This is a genomic window from Ruania zhangjianzhongii (assembly GCF_008000995.1).
Classification (GTDB): Bacteria; Actinomycetota; Actinomycetes; order Actinomycetales; family Beutenbergiaceae; genus Ruania; species Ruania zhangjianzhongii.
This window is the reverse complement of the sequence record NZ_CP042828.1, coordinates 808,490-825,377: the sequence shown is the minus strand read 5'-3', so window position 1 is coordinate 825,377 and position 16,888 is coordinate 808,490. Positions and strand designations below refer to the sequence as shown.

14 protein-coding genes are annotated in these 16,888 nt (G+C 68.9%); 5 read left to right on the top strand and 9 right to left on the bottom strand.

What is annotated here, in order from left to right:
* Nucleotides 1–106 precede the first annotated feature (106 nt).
* Both FU260_RS03845 and FU260_RS03840 read left to right on the top strand, forming a co-directional pair.
* Entirely contained in the window at nt 107–826 is a 720-nt protein-coding gene (locus tag FU260_RS03845; protein WP_147915860.1) for a copper resistance CopC family protein, read from the top strand.
* Nucleotides 823–2,625, top strand: a complete 1,803-nt coding sequence (locus FU260_RS03840) for a prolyl oligopeptidase family serine peptidase (RefSeq protein WP_147915859.1) — start codon at nt 823–825, stop codon at nt 2,623–2,625. Before FU260_RS03845 ends, FU260_RS03840 begins: the two co-directional genes overlap by 4 nt.
* Before the next feature lie 88 nt (nt 2,626–2,713).
* Here FU260_RS03840 and FU260_RS03835 read toward each other — a convergent pair whose 3' ends face one another.
* Nucleotides 2,714–3,619, bottom strand: a complete 906-nt coding sequence (locus tag FU260_RS03835; RefSeq protein WP_147915858.1) for a GntR family transcriptional regulator — start codon at nt 3,617–3,619, stop codon at nt 2,714–2,716.
* Between the two features lie 134 nt (nt 3,620–3,753).
* On the opposite strand from FU260_RS03835, the gene FU260_RS03830 reads away from it, so the two are divergent.
* Together FU260_RS03830 and FU260_RS03825 are read left to right on the top strand one after the other, a co-directional pair.
* Nucleotides 3,754–5,154, top strand: a complete 1,401-nt coding sequence (locus FU260_RS03830) for an amidohydrolase family protein (protein WP_147915857.1) — start codon at nt 3,754–3,756, stop codon at nt 5,152–5,154.
* Between the two features lie 8 nt (nt 5,155–5,162).
* The gene (locus FU260_RS03825; RefSeq protein ID WP_235912415.1) at nt 5,163–6,710 is read left to right on the top strand and encodes an MFS transporter; all 1,548 of its coding nucleotides are present in this window, start codon (nt 5,163–5,165) and stop codon (nt 6,708–6,710) included.
* Nucleotides 6,711–6,823: 113 nt separating this feature from the next.
* Here FU260_RS03825 and FU260_RS03820 read toward each other — a convergent pair whose 3' ends face one another.
* The 5 genes from FU260_RS03820 to FU260_RS03800 form a co-directional block, all read right to left on the bottom strand.
* Nucleotides 6,824–7,573, bottom strand: a complete 750-nt coding sequence (locus FU260_RS03820; RefSeq protein ID WP_147915855.1) for a DinB family protein — start codon at nt 7,571–7,573, stop codon at nt 6,824–6,826.
* Nucleotides 7,574–7,678: 105 nt separating this feature from the next.
* Complete coding sequence (locus tag FU260_RS03815; protein WP_210418199.1) at nt 7,679–8,068, bottom strand: hypothetical protein; 390 nt, start codon at nt 8,066–8,068, stop codon at nt 7,679–7,681.
* Nucleotides 8,069–8,326: 258 nt separating this feature from the next.
* Nucleotides 8,327–8,956: an IMPACT family protein gene (locus tag FU260_RS03810; RefSeq protein ID WP_147915854.1), complete on the bottom strand. Its 630-nt coding sequence runs from the start codon at nt 8,954–8,956 to the stop codon at nt 8,327–8,329.
* 6 nt (nt 8,957–8,962) lie between these two features.
* Nucleotides 8,963–10,006, bottom strand: coding sequence for an aspartate-semialdehyde dehydrogenase (locus FU260_RS03805; protein ID WP_147915853.1), 1,044 nt, complete (start codon nt 10,004–10,006; stop codon nt 8,963–8,965).
* Nucleotides 10,003–11,271, bottom strand: coding sequence for an aspartate kinase (locus FU260_RS03800; RefSeq protein WP_147915852.1), 1,269 nt, complete (start codon nt 11,269–11,271; stop codon nt 10,003–10,005). The genes FU260_RS03805 and FU260_RS03800 overlap by 4 nt, the downstream gene beginning before the upstream one ends.
* A 425-nt stretch (nt 11,272–11,696) precedes the next feature.
* Between FU260_RS03800 and FU260_RS03795 the strand changes: the two genes are divergently transcribed.
* Nucleotides 11,697–12,968 carry an IS110 family RNA-guided transposase gene (locus FU260_RS03795; protein ID WP_147915851.1) on the top strand — a complete coding sequence of 424 codons (1,272 nt, stop codon included), beginning with the start codon at nt 11,697–11,699 and terminating at the stop codon, nt 12,966–12,968.
* Nucleotides 12,969–13,141: 173 nt separating this feature from the next.
* Here FU260_RS03795 and FU260_RS03790 read toward each other — a convergent pair whose 3' ends face one another.
* The 3 genes from FU260_RS03790 to FU260_RS03780 form a co-directional block, all read right to left on the bottom strand.
* Nucleotides 13,142–14,188 carry a hypothetical protein gene (locus FU260_RS03790; RefSeq protein WP_147915850.1) on the bottom strand — a complete coding sequence of 349 codons (1,047 nt, stop codon included), beginning with the start codon at nt 14,186–14,188 and terminating at the stop codon, nt 13,142–13,144.
* A gap of 231 nt (nt 14,189–14,419) precedes the next feature.
* Complete coding sequence (locus tag FU260_RS03785; RefSeq protein WP_147915849.1) at nt 14,420–15,691, bottom strand: IS110 family RNA-guided transposase; 1,272 nt, start codon at nt 15,689–15,691, stop codon at nt 14,420–14,422.
* Nucleotides 15,692–15,993: 302 nt separating this feature from the next.
* Nucleotides 15,994–16,824 (bottom strand): TSUP family transporter, encoded by an 831-nt coding sequence (locus tag FU260_RS03780; RefSeq protein ID WP_413038349.1) that lies wholly within the window; start codon nt 16,822–16,824, stop codon nt 15,994–15,996.
* Nucleotides 16,825–16,888 lie beyond the last annotated feature (64 nt).

Below are 16,888 nucleotides of genomic sequence, written 5' to 3'. Positions count from 1 at the left end.
CGATTCAGTGGTGCAGTGGCCCCCGCGGTCGGTCGTCGACTGGTGGGCTCCTTGGTCGGTCGTCGGCTGGTGCAGTGGCCCCCGCCGTCGGTCGTAGGCTGGTGCCATGGCCCTCCACTCCGCTGTCGCTCACCAGCGGCCCACCTTCCGGCTGCTCCCGCTGCTCGCTCTGGCGACGTTCGGCGCCCTGCTGCTCGCTGGGCTGACCGCACTCCCGGCGGCAGCGCACTCGTCTCTGCTCTCGTCGACCCCCGAGGACGGGGCCGAGCTCGACGAGGCGCCGGACGCCGTCGTGCTGACCTTCAACGAGAACATCACCGATCTGGGCACGGACATCGTGATCTCCGGACCGGACGGTGAGGACGCCGCGGGCGGGGAGACCGAGATCGACGGTGCCGAGGTGACCCGGCAGCTGTCCGACGAGCTGGCCGCCGGCCAGTACAGCGTCACCTGGCGGGCGGTCTCCGCGGACGGGCACCCGATCGACGGCGAGCTGACCTTCACCCTGACCGAGAGTGCGGCGACCGGTGGTGCCGGCGCAGAGGAGCCCACTGAGGAGGCGGCCGAGAGTGAGGAACCGCCGAGCGAGAGCCCGGACGATGCCACGGCGTCCGAGGACGCCGGCGCTGGGGAGAACGGCAGCGACGGCAGCGAGGGTGACCAGGCCGAGGCGGATGCCTCTGATGCCGCCGATGCGCAGGCCGGGGCAGGTACCGCGGACGACGGCGGCACATCCGGTGCTCAGATCGCGATCTTCGTGGTCATCGCGCTGGCCGTGATCGGTGGCGTCACCGCTCTGATCGTGCGGATGCGCAGGCAGCAGTGACCGACTGGCCGCCGCCGGACTGGGAGCGGCGGTTCCGGGCCCGGCGGGTCGCCCTGCCGGACTGGGCCACGCTGAATCCGGATCGCGCCGTGGTGGTTGCCACGGCGGGCGGGGTGCAGCAGGTGCACTCCTGGACGCCGTCGGCGCAACGGATGGTGCGCGCCACCGACCGGCCGCAGGGCACCACCGAGGCCCTCATCGACCCGCGCGGGGACTGGGTCTGGTGGTTCGACGACACCGACGGCAACGAGCACGGGGTCTGGCGGCGCCAGCCGTTCGACTCCCCGGCACAGACTCGTACCCAGCGTCCGATCGCCCTGCCCGCGGCCTACGACGCCGGACTGCTGCTCGCCGCCGACGGGACCGCCGTCATCGGCCGCAGCGACGAGAGCTACGGCACGCAGATCCATGCTGTGTATGTGGGCCCGGTCTCGGCCGGTACCGAACCGCGGCTGCTGTACGCGCACCGGCAGGATGCCGAGGTGGCAGCGCTGAGCCAGGACGGCAACCTGGTGGCGATCGAGCACTCCGAGCGCGGCGACTCCATCCACCCGGCGCTGCGGGTGCTGCGGGTGGACACCGGTGCTCCGGTGGCCGAGCTCGACGACGGACCCGGCCTTGGTCTGTGGGCGTTGGCGTTCGCACCGCGCCCGGGTGATACCCGGCTGCTGGTCAGTCATGAGCGCACCGGGTATGCCCGGCTGATGATCTGGGACGTCGCCACCTCCCTGCTCCGGCCGTTGGACCTGGGGTTGCCGGGAGATGTGGCGGATGCGCACTGGTACCCGGACTGCCGGTCGGTGCTGGTGGCGATCGACCATGAGGCCCGGACCCTGCTCTACCGCTACGACCTGGCCGATGGGTCGGTGCGGCAGGTCGGTTCGGCGATCGGCACGGTCTCAGCGGCGACCGCCCGCCCGGACGGGGATGTCTGGGTGGCGCGGTCCTCGGCGGGCGAACCGCGGGAGGTGATCAGCGGCCGCAGCGGGCAGGCGCTGGTGCAGCTGAGCGGGAGCTGGGTGCCGCCGTCGGTGGGCGTGGAGGATGTGTGGGCGGACGGCCCCGGCGGGCGGATCCATGCGCTGCTGCGCCGCCCGCCAGGGGTGAGTGCGCCTTGCCCGGTGGTGGTGGACGTGCACGGTGGGCCGAGCGCGCACGACTCCGACTCCTTCTCCCCCTATGCCGCGGCCTGGGTGGACCACGGCTACGCGGTGCTCTCGGTGAACTACCGGGGCTCGACCGGGTACGGCAGTGCCTGGCGGGACGCGCTCACCGGGCAGGTGGGGCACACCGAGCTGGCCGATATCGCCGCCGTGCACGAAGCGCTCTGCGCTGAGGGGGTGCTGGACCGCGACCGGTCGATCCTGGCCGGCGCCTCCTGGGGCGGGTACCTGGTGCTGCTGGGGCTGGGCATCCAGCCGGAGCGATGGCGGCTCGGCCTGGCGGGAGTTCCGGTGGCTGACTACGAGGCCGCCTACGCCGACGAGACGGAGTCGTTGAAGGCGTTCGACCGGTCCTTGTTCGGCGGGTCGCCGGCCGAGGCGCCGGAGGCCTACCGGCGGTCCTCACCGCTGACCTATGTGGGCCAGGTGGCAGCGCCGGTGCTGATCCTGGCCGGGAAGAACGATCCGCGCTGCCCGCTGCGGCAGATCGAGAACTATGTCGGCATGCTGCGCGAGCACGGCGGCACCGTGGAGCTGGACACCTACGATGCCGGGCACTCCTCGATGGTCGACGACGAGCGTGTGCGGCAGATGCACCTCGAGCTCGACTTCGTGGCCCGGCACCTCGGCGGCTGACGCTGCGGCACCGCCGGCGACTCCGAGCGCGAGCGCCCGATCCAGCCCTGAGCGAAGCGCTCCCTGCGATCGAGGTACCGCGCCGCGGTCAAGGTGCGGGATGCCAGGCCGCCAGTCCGTCCAGGTAGTGCCCGAGCGCGAGCTCGAACGCCTCGTCCAGCCCGGTGAGGCCGAAGGCGTGGGCCGGGAACGCATCGAGTTCGCCAAGTCGGGGGAAGTCGGGACCCAGGAGCATCTCGGCTGCCTCGGCCTCGATGGTCGCCCACCACTCCTCGTTGCGCAGGTGGCTCAGCTGCTCGGCTCGGACCTCGTGCAGAGCTCCCAGCGCCAGGCCGTGCACCAGGGCCGGCAGGGCCAGTGCCGTGCGGATCCGTGCCGCTCGGTCCAACGGCAGCTCGGCGAGCGCTTCAAGCGTCCATTCGGTGTGCAGCATCGCCTCCGGCGCGAGTGGTGGGCGGGTCACCAAGGTCAGCTCGGCTAGCCAGGGGTGGGACCGGTACAGCTGCCACTGCAGCTGATAGACCGTTTCCAGTCGCCGCCGCCACCCTGGCGGCATCGGGTCGGGCAGCGGGCTGGACCGGAACACCGCCCGGACCATCAACGTCTCCAGCTCATCGCGACCGGCGACGTACCGGTAGAGCGACATCGGTGCCACTTTCAGTGCACCGGCCAGTCGGCGCATCGACACCGCCTCCAGGCCCTCGCGGTCGGCGAGCCGGACCGCTACCGCGAGGATGCGCGTGCGGGTCAGGGGTGGCGGAGCCGGCGCCGGGGTGCCACGGACCACTGTGCCCGAACCCGTCCGGGAGGTCACCATGCCCTCCTCCTGGAGCAGGGCAAGGGCACGACTCGCCGTCGCCATCGCCACTCCCCAGTCACGGACCAGCTGGCGGGTGGACGGAACCCGATCACCGGGGCGGAGCTCGCCGGTGGTGATCTTCTCTCGCAGTGCTGCCGCAATGCGCTGCGAGGGCTGCTGGTGCGGTGCGGACACCCTCCCGATCGTACTAGTGCAGTTGGCCGGCGGCCAGCTCCGTTCCGGTCAGCTGATAGTGCGCTTTGGTGGAGGCCCGATGCGGTGCACTGCCTCCCTCTGGTTCGGGGCTAGTACATCAATACGGTGTACGCATGACCGCTCAACTACACGCCTACGTGGGCGCTACGGTGGTCGACGCCACCGGCGCCCCGCCGCGCCCGAACCAGACCGTGATAGTCGCCGACCGGATGATCACCACCGTGGGGCCCGCCGCGCAGGTGCCCGTCCCGGCGGGTGTGCAGGTGCATGACGTCCACGGCAAGCACCTCATCCCAGGACTCACCGATATGCATGTGCACAGTGAGTCTGAGACCGAGGACCCCAGGCACTTCGCCAGCTTGTACATCGCCAACGGCGTGACCGCCGTCCGGGAGATGTGGGGGCGGCCGGTGCTGCACCAGATTCGGCAGAAGATCGAGTCCGGCGAGCTGCTCGGGCCGCGGATGACCATCGCCAGCCAGCTCCTCGACGGCGCCCCCGCCCTCTGGTCCGATGTCCCTGATGCGCCGGTGGTGACGATCACCTCGCCCGAACAGGCGCGCCGAGCGGTGGCCGAGGCGATCGAGGCTGGGGCGGACTTCATCAAGGTGTACTCGCGGCTGGCCCCGGATGCCTACTGGGCGATCCTTGCCGAGGCGCGCCGGCGAGACATCGTGGTGGCCGGCCACCGGTCGGACAACGTGCCGTTCGGCGAGCAGATCGAATCTGGTCAGCGTTCCTTCGAGCACATGTTCGGTGGCCTCTGGCCAGCGGCCTCGCCGCAGATCGAGCGGCTCGAGGCGGCCATGGCCCGGATCGAGACGTCCCCCGAGTTCCACCTGGGCAGCTGGATGAAGCGGGTCAGCGAGATCGAGTGGGAGGCGGTCGCGGCCTACGACCCTGCCCGCGCGGCCGGCGTCTTCGAGCGCCTGGTCGCCGCGGAGGTCGCCTACACGCCGACCCTCGCCGTGCACGCAGTGGTCGACCGGCCGGACTTGATCACGCTCGGCGACCCCAGGATGGAGTACCTGGTTCCGCACACCCCGGAGTCCTGGGACTTCCTGCGGACGCACATCTACTGCAACGGTGGTCGATCCGTGCAGGAGGCGGCCCGGGGACGCGAGCTGCTCCAGTGGCGGCGCGCGACGGTGGGCGCGATGGAGCAGGCGGGAGTGCGTCTGCTCGCCGGGACCGACTCGGTAGCGCCCGGCCTGATTCCGGGGTTCAGCCTGCACACCGAGCTGGCGGAACTCGTCGCTGCCGGCCTGTCCCCGCTCCGGGCGCTGCAGTGCGCCACCCTGGAACCGGCCAGGTACCTGGGCCGCGACCACTGGGCAGGCACTGTCCAAGCCGGGCGGGTCGCGGATCTGCTCATCCTTGATGCCGATCCTCTAGCCGACATCCGCAACACCCAGCGCATCCACACCGTCATGGTCGATGGCCACCACATCGGTCCCGAGGAACGGGCCAGGCTGCTGGCGACCGCAAAGAGCATCGCGGGCGGTGCTCGATGAGCGGGTCAATGCCCACCCAGGCCTCGGTCCGGGACTGGCTCGGCATGGCGGTGCTCGTGCTCCCCGCGCTCCTGGCCTCGATGGACCTGTCGGTGCTGTTCATGGCTTCGCCGTGGATCAGTGCCGATCTGCAGCCGAGCGCCACCCAGTTCCTCTGGATCATGGACATCTACGGCTTCATGATGGCGGGACTGCTGATCACCATGGGTAGCCTCGGCGACAGGATCGGGCGGCGCAGACTGCTGCTCATCGGGGCGGCGGCGTTCGGCGCTGCGTCGGCGCTGGCCGCCTTTGCCACCAGTGCCCAGCTGTTGATTGCTGCACGCGCGCTCCTCGGTCTGGGTGGCGCCACCCTGGCGCCGTCCACCCTCTCGCTCATCCGCGGAATGTTTCTCGACGACTCCCAGCGACGCATCGCCGTCGGCATCTGGACCAGTGCGTTCATCGGTGGGGTCTCGGTCGGCCCGATCGTCGGCGGCCTCCTCCTGGAGCACTTCTGGTGGGGCTCGGTCTTCTTGATCAACGTGCCCGTGATGGTGCTGCTGCTGCTCGTGGCACCGGTACTCATCCGCGAGTCTCGTGATCCGACGCCAGGAAAGTTCGACCTCCTCAGCGCCGTGCTGTCACTGATGTCCATCCTGCCCGTGGTCTACGGCATCAAAACGGCAGCCGAGCGTGGTGCGGATTGGACCGCAGTGGCGCCGATCGTGATCGGTGCCGGCTTCGGCGGGCTCTTCGTTGCTCGCCAGCTGAAGGCCGACCGGCCCATGATCGACATCCGGCTGCTCCGACGTCCCGCCTTCGCGGGCTCGATCATCTCCAATGGTGCGGTCGTGTTCGCCGCCGCCGGGATGGGGCTGCTGGCCGCGAGCTACACGCAGACTGTGCTGGACTACGCGCCGTTCGCCGCCGCAGTGTGGATGCTGCCCACGGTGGCGGGCAGCTTCATCGGAGTGGCAGGTGCCTCCGTGCTCGCGCGCACGATCTCCGCCAGAACGCTGGTTCCGCTCGGGCTGCTGATCGCGGCCGGTGGGTTTGCCGGCATCAGCCTCGTCACCCCGAGCTCGCACATCGGGATGCTCGTCGCCGGCTACAGCGCACTGACCCTCGGCGTCGGCCTGACCGCCACCCTCGCGACCTCCCTGGTGCTGACCACCGCACCACCGGAGGACGCCGGGGCCGCATCCGCGCTCGCCGAGACGAGCAGCGAGTTCGGCGGAGCAGTCGGCATCGCTGTCCTGGGCACCGTCACCGGGGCTGTCTACCGCACCTCGATGACTGACCACCCCGATGTGGCCGAGCAGGTGAGCGCTGCGGCGGCCGACACCATCGGAGGTGCTGTTGCCGTTGCCCAGGAGCTGCCGGAGCATCTCGCCACGCCGCTCCTCCAGCAGGCCTTCACCGCCTACACCGAGGGCTTCACGGTCGCCGCACTGGTGGGCGCGGCCGTGCTCGCGGTCGCGGCCATCGGTACCGGTCTGTTGCTCCGCAGAGTGCCGGCTCCACCGGTTCCCGGCGCCCAGGAGGAGGGCCACCGAGTCGGTTCTGCCGGCTGAGTGTGTGCGAACACGATCGGGTCGATCCGCACATGCTTCACAGTCGGCACAGGCAGCACCGTCCGCAACAGCACCGTCCGCACAGGCAGTCCGGTCCGCACCGGCGGATCGGATCAGCGAGCGCCGTCGTTCTCGATCGCCGTCAGGTCCCGGACCGCGTACTGGTGGTGGGCCCACTCCTCCTCGAGGATAGTGTGCAGGCAGGACAGCACGGTCTCGGGGTACTGCGGAGCGTGCGGGTTGCGCCGCTCGGCGTTGAGCTCGCCAGCGGTCACGGTGGCGAGGAAGTCGCGCACCATCGCCTGCCGCGCTGCCCGGACCTCGAGCACGTCCTGGTATCGCGGCGTACCGGAGTCGAACACCGAGCTCGGATCACCGAACGAGGCGTCCGGCTGCCCGATCGGGTGGTACGGGCTTTGAAGCTCCAGAACGGCCTTACCCAGCCAGGTGTCGGTGGCCATCACCAGGTGCCGTAGCGTCTGCGCGAACGACCACTCGCCGTCGACCGAGACCTCAACGGTGCCGGGAGGCAGTTGCGCCGCCCGGTCCATCGTGGTTGTCCAGGTCCGTTCCAGTGCCGCCCAGGCGTTGCGTAGCCCGTCCGGGTCGGCAGCCTGGCGCTGCTCCCGGCCGGGGAAGCGCCGGTTCAGCTCGGCCTCGATGAACGGCACCACATCCACGCCATTGACCGTTAGCGAAGCACCGCCCTCCATCAGCCAAGGCGAATCGAGGTCGGCACCGTCCAGGTCGACCGCTCGGGCCACCACCCCGGACAGGTCGCACGCCACGAACCGCGCCCCGCGTAGGCTGGTGCCGCGGAACTGGGCCCGTTCGAGATCGTCTTCACCGGTGAAGGTCGCCATGGAGGTCGAGCGTAGACCTGGCCCACCCCTCGCGTGCGCTCGATCCCGCGGCATGGGCGCGCAGTACGGCCGCGCTGGCGAGAGCTCGCGAGGGGTGAGGTTCGATTACCGAGTCAGCAGCACGGAGTTGAACGGGGTCAGGTTCATGTCCCGGTAGTAGCCGGGCCAGATGTAGGTCGGGCACGACGTCCCGCCCTGGCCCCAGCACACCCACGCCATGGCGCCACTGTGCTGGTTGTTGAAGACGCGGTGGTCTCCGAACTGGTTGGAGAAGTTGTGGCCCCCGTAGCTGTAGAAGGCGTGCGACGGCTGGCCGCCGTTCCAGCTGTCGTCGGGATAGATGCACACGGCGCCGCTGGGGCAGCCGTGAGTCGCCTGCGCGCTCGGCCCATCCTGGGCCTGAGCGGCACCCGAGACTCCGACGACGGCAGTCACGGAAAGTGCCAAGGACGCCAAGACCCCGGTGAGGGTTCGGCGCACTCGAGATGCGGTCATGACCAGACATTCCTTTCGGTAGACGATGTTGGCATCCTCGACGTTGCCAGGGCGTCCTTACACAGCCCTTACACGAACATATAGTCACCCCGCGCACGCGCTCGATCGCGCGGCACGATCGGCTCGCACGCCGCACCGCGGGGCGTCCCCGAAGTTGGGGGCGGGCTGGGGCGCCCGTTCAGAGGGCGGGCTGGGGCGCCCAGTCAGACGGCGTCCAGGAAGACGGCGTCCAGGCAGAGGGCGGGCAGGGGCTTCCGGTCAGACAGGGTGGTCGGTCCAGCCGCAATCGACCGGATCACCCAACACCCCTCCCCCGGTGACCTGCGCAACCAGGGCGGCTACGCCGTCGGCCTCCTCGACACCCACCCCGAACCGGAGGACAGCCTGCTCCCCATAGTCCACGCGAAGGTCCAGTCCCCGGGAGCGGAGCTCGTGCTCCACCCGGCCGGCGACGGCATGCGGCAGGGCCAGCTGGTAGATCTCCACCGGCTCGCGCCGCACCACCTGGGCGCCCGCCACCGCGGCCCGCACCGCATCGGAGTAGGCCCGCACCAGTCCCCCGGTGCCGAGCAGAGTGCCACCGAACCATCGGGTGACCACCGCGACCACATCCGAGAGATCCTCGCCGCGCAGCACCTCAAGCATCGGTGAGCCGGCAGTCCCGGCCGGCTCACCGTCGTCGTTAGTGCGCTGCAGACGGCCCTGCGGACCGATCACCATGGCCGTGCAGTGATGCCGGGCATCCCGGTGCGCCGAGCGCACCCGTTCGATCAGCGCCCGGGCCTGCTCCTCGGAGCCGGCCCGGGCGAGCGTCGCGCGGAACACGGAGCGCTTGGCTTCGATCTCGGCGACAGCCTCGCCGGTGATCGTGCGGTAAGCGGCCGGCACAGCGGATCAGCGCTTCGCAGCCACCAGCTCGGCGATCTGGATCGTGTTCAGGGCGGCACCCTTGCGCAGGTTGTCACCGGCCACGAACATCGCCAGACCGCGGCCGTCCGGTGCACCTGGATCCTGTCGGATCCGGCCCACGAACGTGGCATCCTTCCCCGCGGCCATCAGCGGAGTAGGCACATCGGCCAGCTCCACCCCGGGTGCGGTGGCGAGCAGCTCCCGAGCCTGCTCCGGGCTGATCGACCGGGCGAACTCGGCGTTGATGGAGAGCGCGTGCCCGGTGAACACCGGCACCCGCACGCAGGTGCCGGAGACCAGCAGGTCCGGCAGGTCGAGGATCTTGCGGGACTCGTTGCGCAGCTTCTGGTCCTCGTCGGTCTCCCCGGAGCCGTCGTCGACCAGTTTGCCGGCCAGCGCGATCACGTTGTGCGCGATCGGTGCCACGTAGGTCTCCGGTTCGGGCACGGTGACGGCGGATCCGTCCCGCACCAGGGCGGTCAGGTCCTGGTCCATCGACGCGCGGAGCTGACCCTCGAGCTCGCTCACCCCGGCCAGCCCGCTACCGGAGACCGCCTGGTAGGTGGAGACGATCAGCCGCTGCAGACCGGCCTCGGCGTCGAGCACCTTCAGCGCCGGCATTGCGGCCATCGTGGTGCAGTTCGGGTTGGCGATGATGCCCTTGCGGGCCTGATCGATCGCCTCCGGATTGACCTCGGCCACCACGAGCGGCACATCGGGGTCCATCCGCCAGGCGGAGGAGTTGTCCACCACAGTGGCCCCGGCCTCGGCGAACCGTTCGGCCTGGGCGCGGGAGGTCGCGCCACCGGCGGAGAACAGGGCGATGTCGATCCCGGACAGGTCCGCTGTGGCCACGTCCTCGACCACCACCGGCTGCCCGCGCCAGTCCAAGGTCTTACCGGCGGAGCGGGCGGAGGCGAAGTAGCGGATGGTCTCCAGCGGGAAGTCGCGTTCGGCGAGCAGGTCGCGCAGGACCTTGCCGACCTGCCCGGTGGCGCCGACGACGGCGAGAGTCAGGCCCATGTTCATCGCCCCGATCCGCCGTAGACCACGGCTTCGACCTCGGACGCGTCCAGGTCGAACGCGGTGTGGATGGCGCGCACTGCCTCCGGCAGGTCCTCGCTGCGGGTGACCACGGAGATCCGGATCTCGGAGGTGGAGATCATCTCGATGTTGATCCCCGCCTCGTACAGCGCGGAGAACAGCCGGGAGGAGACGCCTGGGTGCGACCGCATCCCGGCGCCGACCAGGGAGACCTTGCCCACGCCGTCGTCATACTTGACGTCGGCGTAGCCGTGCTTGGCGGCCATCGCCTCCAACGCGGTGCGCGCGGCCTCGCCCTGCTCGTGCGGCAGAGTGAAGGAGATGTCGGTGACGCCGGAGTGGTGCACGGAGACGTTCTGCACGATCATGTCGATGTTCACGCCCGCGGCGGCCACGGCTTCGAAGAGCTGGGCCGCGCTGCCGGGAACGTCCGGGACACCGACGACGGTGATCTTGGCCTGGGAGCTGTCGTGCGCCACACCGGAGATGAGCGGGTGTTCCATAGGTCCTTCTTCGTCGTTATCGATCACGAGCGTGCCTTCGTTCTCGGAGAACGAGCTACGCACGTGGATGGGCACCTGGTAGCGGCGGGCGTACTCGACAGCGCGCAGATGCAGGATCTTCGCGCCGTGGGCCGCCAGCTCCAGGGTCTCCTCCGTGGAGATGCGGTCGATGCGCCGTGCGCTAGGCACGATGCGCGGGTCGGCCGTGAACAGGCCGTCGACGTCGGTGTAGATCTCGCAGACCGAGGCCTCGAGCCCTGCGGCGAGCGCGACTGCGGTGGTGTCCGAGCCGCCACGACCGAGGGTGGTGACGTCGTTGGTGAACTGGGTGACCCCCTGGAAGCCGGCCACGATCGCCACGGCGCCCTCGTCCAGCGTGCGCTGGATGCGGCTCGGCGAGACGTCGATGATGCGGGCGTTGCCGTAGGAGGTGTCGGTGATCACCCCGGCCTGCTGCCCGGTAAAGGCCTGCGCGTCGACGTCCAGCTCGTGGATCGCCATCGACAGCAGCGCCATCGAGATCCGCTCACCGGCGGTGAGCAGGATATCCATCTCGCGCTGGGGCGGGGTGGGGGTGATCTGCCCGGCGAGGTCGAGCAGGTCGTCGGTGGTGTCGCCCATGGCGGAAACCACCACGACGACGTCGTTACCAGCCGCCTTCGTGTGCGCGATCCGTCTAGCGACGCGCTTGATGCTCTCGGCATCAGAAACGGACGATCCACCGAACTTCTGGACAATGAGTGCCACGGGCGCTCCGGGTTGAGGGCTAGAGAGTCAGACACTCGATTCTAAGGGGGACCAAGGGGTGGACTCTTCGCCGTCCGCCATCCGGGAAGTTTGTGCTCATGGCGGTGGCGGCGGGCCGGGTGCGGGTGTGGGTGCGGGTGCGGGTGCAGCTGCGGCGGTGGCTGGGCGGCGGGCGCCGGCGGCAGACGGCTGTCTGAGTAGTGGGGCTCGGCTGTCGCTGAGGCCCTTCCGGGCGGAAAATCGGGTTGTGGTCGCCTGTTTACGTCGCGGTACTTTGGTGGTTGACGCCGTGTCTGAGTAGGACGCTGGGAGGTCGTTGTGGGCCCTTCATTGTTGCTTCGAGCACGCGGGTCAGATTCGTTGGTGCCTGATCCTCCCCGGGCGGCCACGCCTATCGGGTTCTCTGGTCAGAGGTGGTGGTGGCGGTGTATGAGGAAGCTGATGATGGTGAGGTAGTTGTCGCGCGGGTGGCCGCGCTGGATGTGGGCAAGGCCGAGGTGGTCGCGTGTGTGCGGATCCCGGGTGAGTCGGGTCGGCGGGTCCAGGAGATCCAGTCTTATTCCACGATGACGGGCTCGTTGTTGGCGATGTGTGATCACTTCCGGTGCGAGCAGGTGTCTCTGGTGGTGATGGAGGCCACCGGGGACTACTGGAAGGCCCCGTTCTATTTGCTGGAGCAGGCGGGGTTCACCGTGTGGGTGGTCAACGCTCGCGATGTCAAGCACCTGCCCGGGCGGGCCAAGACCGACAAGCTGGACGCGGCTTGGTTGTGCAAGGTTGCTGAGCGAAAGATGCTGCGACCGAGTTTCGTTCCACCGGCACCGATTCGGGTGCTGCGGGATCTGACGCGCTATCGGGTCGATCTGATTACCGCGCGCACGGCGGAGAAGCAGCGGGTGGAGAAGGTCCTCGATACTGCCGGGGTCAAGGTCTCGGTCGTGGCCTCGGATATCTTCGGGGTCTCCGGGCGAGCGATGCTGCACGCGCTCATCGATGGTCAGCGCGATCCGAAGGCTCTGGCCGAGTTGGCCAAAGGCAGCCTGCGAGGTTCAGCCAAGCGGGCCGCTCTGGAAGAGGCCTTCACGGCCAGGTTCTTCACCGACCACCATGCCTTCCTGCTGGCCACGATGATGTCCCGGGTGGAGCGTCTGGATGCTGATATCGCTGCCGTGGAGGCCAGGATCGAGGCCGAGCTGGTCCCTTTTGCCGATCAGGTCGCATCCCTGGATGAGATTCCCGGGATCGGACGCCATGCGGCCGCGGCGATCATCGCTGAGATCGGGGTGGACATGAGCCGCTTCCCCACCGCTGGGCACCTGTGCTCGTGGGCCCGATACGCCCCGGTCATCTCCCAGTCCGCGGGTAAGTCCCACGGCAAGAACGCCACCGGTAAAGGCGATCGATACCTCGCCCGCGCCCTGGGCGATGCGGCCGTGAACGCGGCCCGGACCCACACCTTCCTCGGCGAGCGTTACCGCCGCCTGGCACGCCGGCGCGGGAAGTTGCGCGCCAACGTCGCCGTGGGACGCTCCATGCTCGTGATCATCTGGCACCTCCTGTCCGATCCCCAGGCCCGATTCAACGACCTCGGTCCGGACTACTACGAACAACGCATCCGCCCCGACCGGCGCCGCGACAACCACGTCCGCGCCCTACAACAACTCGGCTACTACGTCACCCTCGAAGCCGCCGCCTGAAACCCACCAACCCACCCCAACACCCGGGTCACGACCCCGGGCGAACCACCCTGCACACCCAACCTACGCTTTTCGGGTCAGTACCTCCTGGACATCGGAGTACCGAAGTTTCGGCCCTCAGATGTGCAAACGGTACTCAGACTGCAGCGCGATGGCCGACTCAGATCGCCGACTCACCAGAATCGCGGAACTGCGGGCCGCACCCGGGGTACACCCACACGAAGCAGCTTGCGTTCCAGCGGCCGGCCCGTCCAGGCGTCCCGCCACCCCCACCTGGCCAGTTTCTTCAGCCGGCGCCGCAGCTCGTCCTCACGGGCCTTCTCCGCCAGCAGCCTCGCGCTGGTCTCGGCGCTGTCGTCGCCAGCGGTGTACTTGCTGTCGCCGTCGGACTCACCACCGATATCATCGTCCCAGTAGAAGTCCAGGTAAGCGTCCGCCCAGCCTTCGAGCGGAATGCACACTTGGAGCAGCGGCGCTGCGAATCCCAGTTCCTCCATGGCCAGCCGGCTCACCGTCTCCAGCGGACTGCCCGAGAGGTGCGTGGCTCGGTGCAGCACAGCTTCTGCCCGCCGGGAGCGGTGGTAGGGCCGCAGCTGATCGTGCATCTCGAACAGCTTGGTCCTCGTAGTCAGCGGCGGCTCGCCCAGGAACGGCATATCGCGCAGCGCAGCGTCGGCTGCGACGAGGGCCGCACCGAGCCGGGCGTGCCGGGCCAGCTGGATAATCGTGTACTCGACCGAGGTCACCCGCACCCCATCGACCCGCACCTCCGGTGCCCCCGAGCGCGTCGCCACCCGGACGATGGCGCCACGCCGGGAACCGGTCGCGCTTCCGGAGAGGACATAGACCTCCTCCGGCCAGTCCCCGATGATCGGCAGTCGCAGCAGGGCAGCCGCCGACCACGAGGTGAACACCGGGTCGCGCAGCCGCCGCGCTGCGGCAAGAACTCGCCGACGATAGCTCAGCGCCTTGGCTTCCGCTCCGGGACGATTGCCCCGCCCCGCGGCCAGATCCTGATAGACCCCGGGCCAGATCCGGTGCAGGGAGCCAGCACGGTTCAGGGTATAGAGGGTGCGGGTCTGCCCAGCTCTCAGAGCATCCGCATAGGCGATCAAACCGTGCGGGTCGGCCGGAAGGTGCTCTGCTGCCGAGCCGATCGGACCGTCCTCGACGGATCGATCGCGCCCGCCGCTGCTTTCACTGCGTGTGAGGTCGTCCATCAGGTGAGGCCATCACAGTCGGCACACTCAGGTCCGCGATAGCCGCCGGGGTTGTGGATTGACTGGCAACACCGCCGGGTGCCGAATCCATCTGAGTACCTCCTGGACATCGGAGTACCGAAGTTTCGGCCCTCAGATGTGCAAACGGTACTGACCCGAAAATCGTAGGTTCGGTGTGCAGGGTGGTTCGCCCGGGGTCGTGACCCGGGTGCTGGGGTGGGTTGGTGGGTTTCAGGCGGCGGCTTCGAGGGTGACGTAGTAGCCGAGTTGTTGTAGGGCGCGGACGTGGTTGTCGCGGCGCCGGTCGGGGCGGATGCGTTGTTCGTAGTAGTCCGGACCGAGGTCGTTGAATCGGGCCTGGGGATCGGACAGGAGGTGCCAGATGATCACGAGCATGGAGCGTCCCACGGCGACGTTGGCGCGCAACTTCCCGCGCCGGCGTGCCAGGCGGCGGTAACGCTCGCCGAGGAAGGTGTGGGTCCGGGCCGCGTTCACGGCCGCATCGCCCAGGGCGCGGGCGAGGTATCGATCGCCTTTACCGGTGGCGTTCTTGCCGTGGGACCTACCCGCGGACTGGGAGATGACCGGGGCGTATCGGGCCCACGAGCACAGGTGCCCAGCGGTGGGGAAGCGGCTCATGTCCACCCCGATCTCAGCGATGATCGCCGCGGCCGCATGGCGTCCGATCCCGGGAATCTCATCCAGGGATGCGACCTGATCGGCAAAAGGGACCAGCTCGGCCTCGATCCTGGCCTCCACGGCAGCGATATCAGCATCCAGACGCTCCACCCGGGACATCATCGTGGCCAGCAGGAAGGCATGGTGGTCGGTGAAGAACCTGGCCGTGAAGGCCTCTTCCAGAGCGGCCCGCTTGGCTGAACCTCGCAGGCTGCCTTTGGCCAACTCGGCCAGAGCCTTCGGATCGCGCTGACCATCGATGAGCGCGTGCAGCATCGCTCGCCCGGAGACCCCGAAGATATCCGAGGCCACGACCGAGACCTTGACCCCGGCAGTATCGAGGACCTTCTCCACCCGCTGCTTCTCCGCCGTGCGCGCGGTAATCAGATCGACCCGATAGCGCGTCAGATCCCGCAGCACCCGAATCGGTGCCGGTGGAACGAAACTCGGTCGCAGCATCTTTCGCTCAGCAACCTTGCACAACCAAGCCGCGTCCAGCTTGTCGGTCTTGGCCCGCCCGGGCAGGTGCTTGACATCGCGAGCGTTGACCACCCACACGGTGAACCCCGCCTGCTCCAGCAAATAGAACGGGGCCTTCCAGTAGTCCCCGGTGGCCTCCATCACCACCAGAGACACCTGCTCGCACCGGAAGTGATCACACATCGCCAACAACGAGCCCGTCATCGTGGAATAAGACTGGATCTCCTGGACCCGCCGACCCGACTCACCCGGGATCCGCACACACGCGACCACCTCGGCCTTGCCCACATCCAGCGCGGCCACCCGCGCGACAACTACCTCACCATCATCAGCTTCCTCATACACCGCCACCACCACCTCTGACCAGAGAACCCGATAGGCGTGGCCGCCCGGGGAGGATCAGGCACCAACGAATCTGACCCGCGTGCTCGAAGCAACAATGAAGGGCCCACAACGACCTCCCAGCGTCCTACTCAGACACGGCGTCAACCACCAAAGTACCGCGACGTAAACAGGCGACCACAACCCGATTTTCCGCCCGGAAGGGCCTCAGCGACAGCCGAGCCCCACTACTCAGATCGTCAGGCGGGCGGAGCGGGCGGCCAACGGGTGACCGGGCAGATGTCGCGCCCGCACGCCCCGCGCACTCAGCCGCCGTGCAGCACGTCCCAGACGAGTCGCACGATCAGCACCGTCACCACCACCACGAACGCCACCCGGATGAACCGGCTGCCCCGGGCCACCGCTGTGCGCGCACCAAGATAGGCACCGACCATGTTCGCCACCCCGAGCATCAGACCGATGCCCCAGAGCACCGCCCCGTTCGGGACGAAGAACACCAGCGCGCCCAGGTTGGTGGCGAAGTTCACGATCTTCGCCAACGCGGACGCCGGCAGGAACGCGTAGCCGAGCACACTCACCAGCGCGATCACCAGGAAGCTGCCGGTGCCCGGCCCGAGCAGCCCGTCGTAGAGGCCGATCACGGCACCGAGCAGCACCGCCATCCCGTAGTGGTGGTTCCCGCTCCAGCGCAGCTCGGTGGCGGTGCCGACCTTGGGCTTGGCCACCACGTAGATGGCCACCAGGACCAGCACCACGATGATGATCGGCTTCAGTGCCTCCGCCGGGAGATACACGGCCAGCGCGGCGCCGCCGATCGCCGCGAGCAGCGCAGCCAGTGCCATCGGCGCGGCCGTGCGCAGGTCTGGCTGGATCCGCCGGTAATAGGTGAGCGCACTGGTGGAGGTGCCCAGGATCGAGCCGACCTTGTTCGTGGCCAGCGCCTGCACCGGGCTGATCCCGGGGATGAGCAGGAGGGTGGGCAGCTGGATCAGTCCGCCGCCACCGACCACGGCGTCCACGAATCCTGCCGCCAGGCCCGCCAGCACGAGCAGCAACAACGTCCACGCGCTCAGCTCAAGGCCCGCCGACCCCGGAAGGGTCAACGAGTACTCGCTGAGCACGGCGAGATCAGGCACAGCGAAGTCTTACCACCGCTCGGGCTTAGGCGCCGAATCAGCGCGCACAGCCGGCAGCGGCCGC

Excerpts from the sequence above, each read along its gene's own strand:
- FU260_RS03845 (WP_147915860.1), top strand. The coding sequence starts at position 107 with ATGGCCCTCCACTCCGCTGTCGCTCACCAGCGGCCCACCTTCCGGCTG.
- FU260_RS03830 (WP_147915857.1), top strand. The coding sequence starts at position 3,754 with ATGACCGCTCAACTACACGCCTACGTGGGCGCTACGGTGGTCGACGCC.
- FU260_RS03825 (WP_235912415.1), top strand. The coding sequence starts at position 5,163 with ATGCCCACCCAGGCCTCGGTCCGGGACTGGCTCGGCATGGCGGTGCTC.
- FU260_RS03820 (WP_147915855.1), bottom strand. The coding sequence starts at position 7,573 with ATGGCGACCTTCACCGGTGAAGACGATCTCGAACGGGCCCAGTTCCGC.
- FU260_RS03815 (WP_210418199.1), bottom strand. The coding sequence starts at position 8,068 with ATGACCGCATCTCGAGTGCGCCGAACCCTCACCGGGGTCTTGGCGTCC.
- FU260_RS03805 (WP_147915853.1), bottom strand. The coding sequence starts at position 10,006 with ATGAACATGGGCCTGACTCTCGCCGTCGTCGGCGCCACCGGGCAGGTC.
- FU260_RS03790 (WP_147915850.1), bottom strand. The coding sequence starts at position 14,188 with ATGGACGACCTCACACGCAGTGAAAGCAGCGGCGGGCGCGATCGATCC.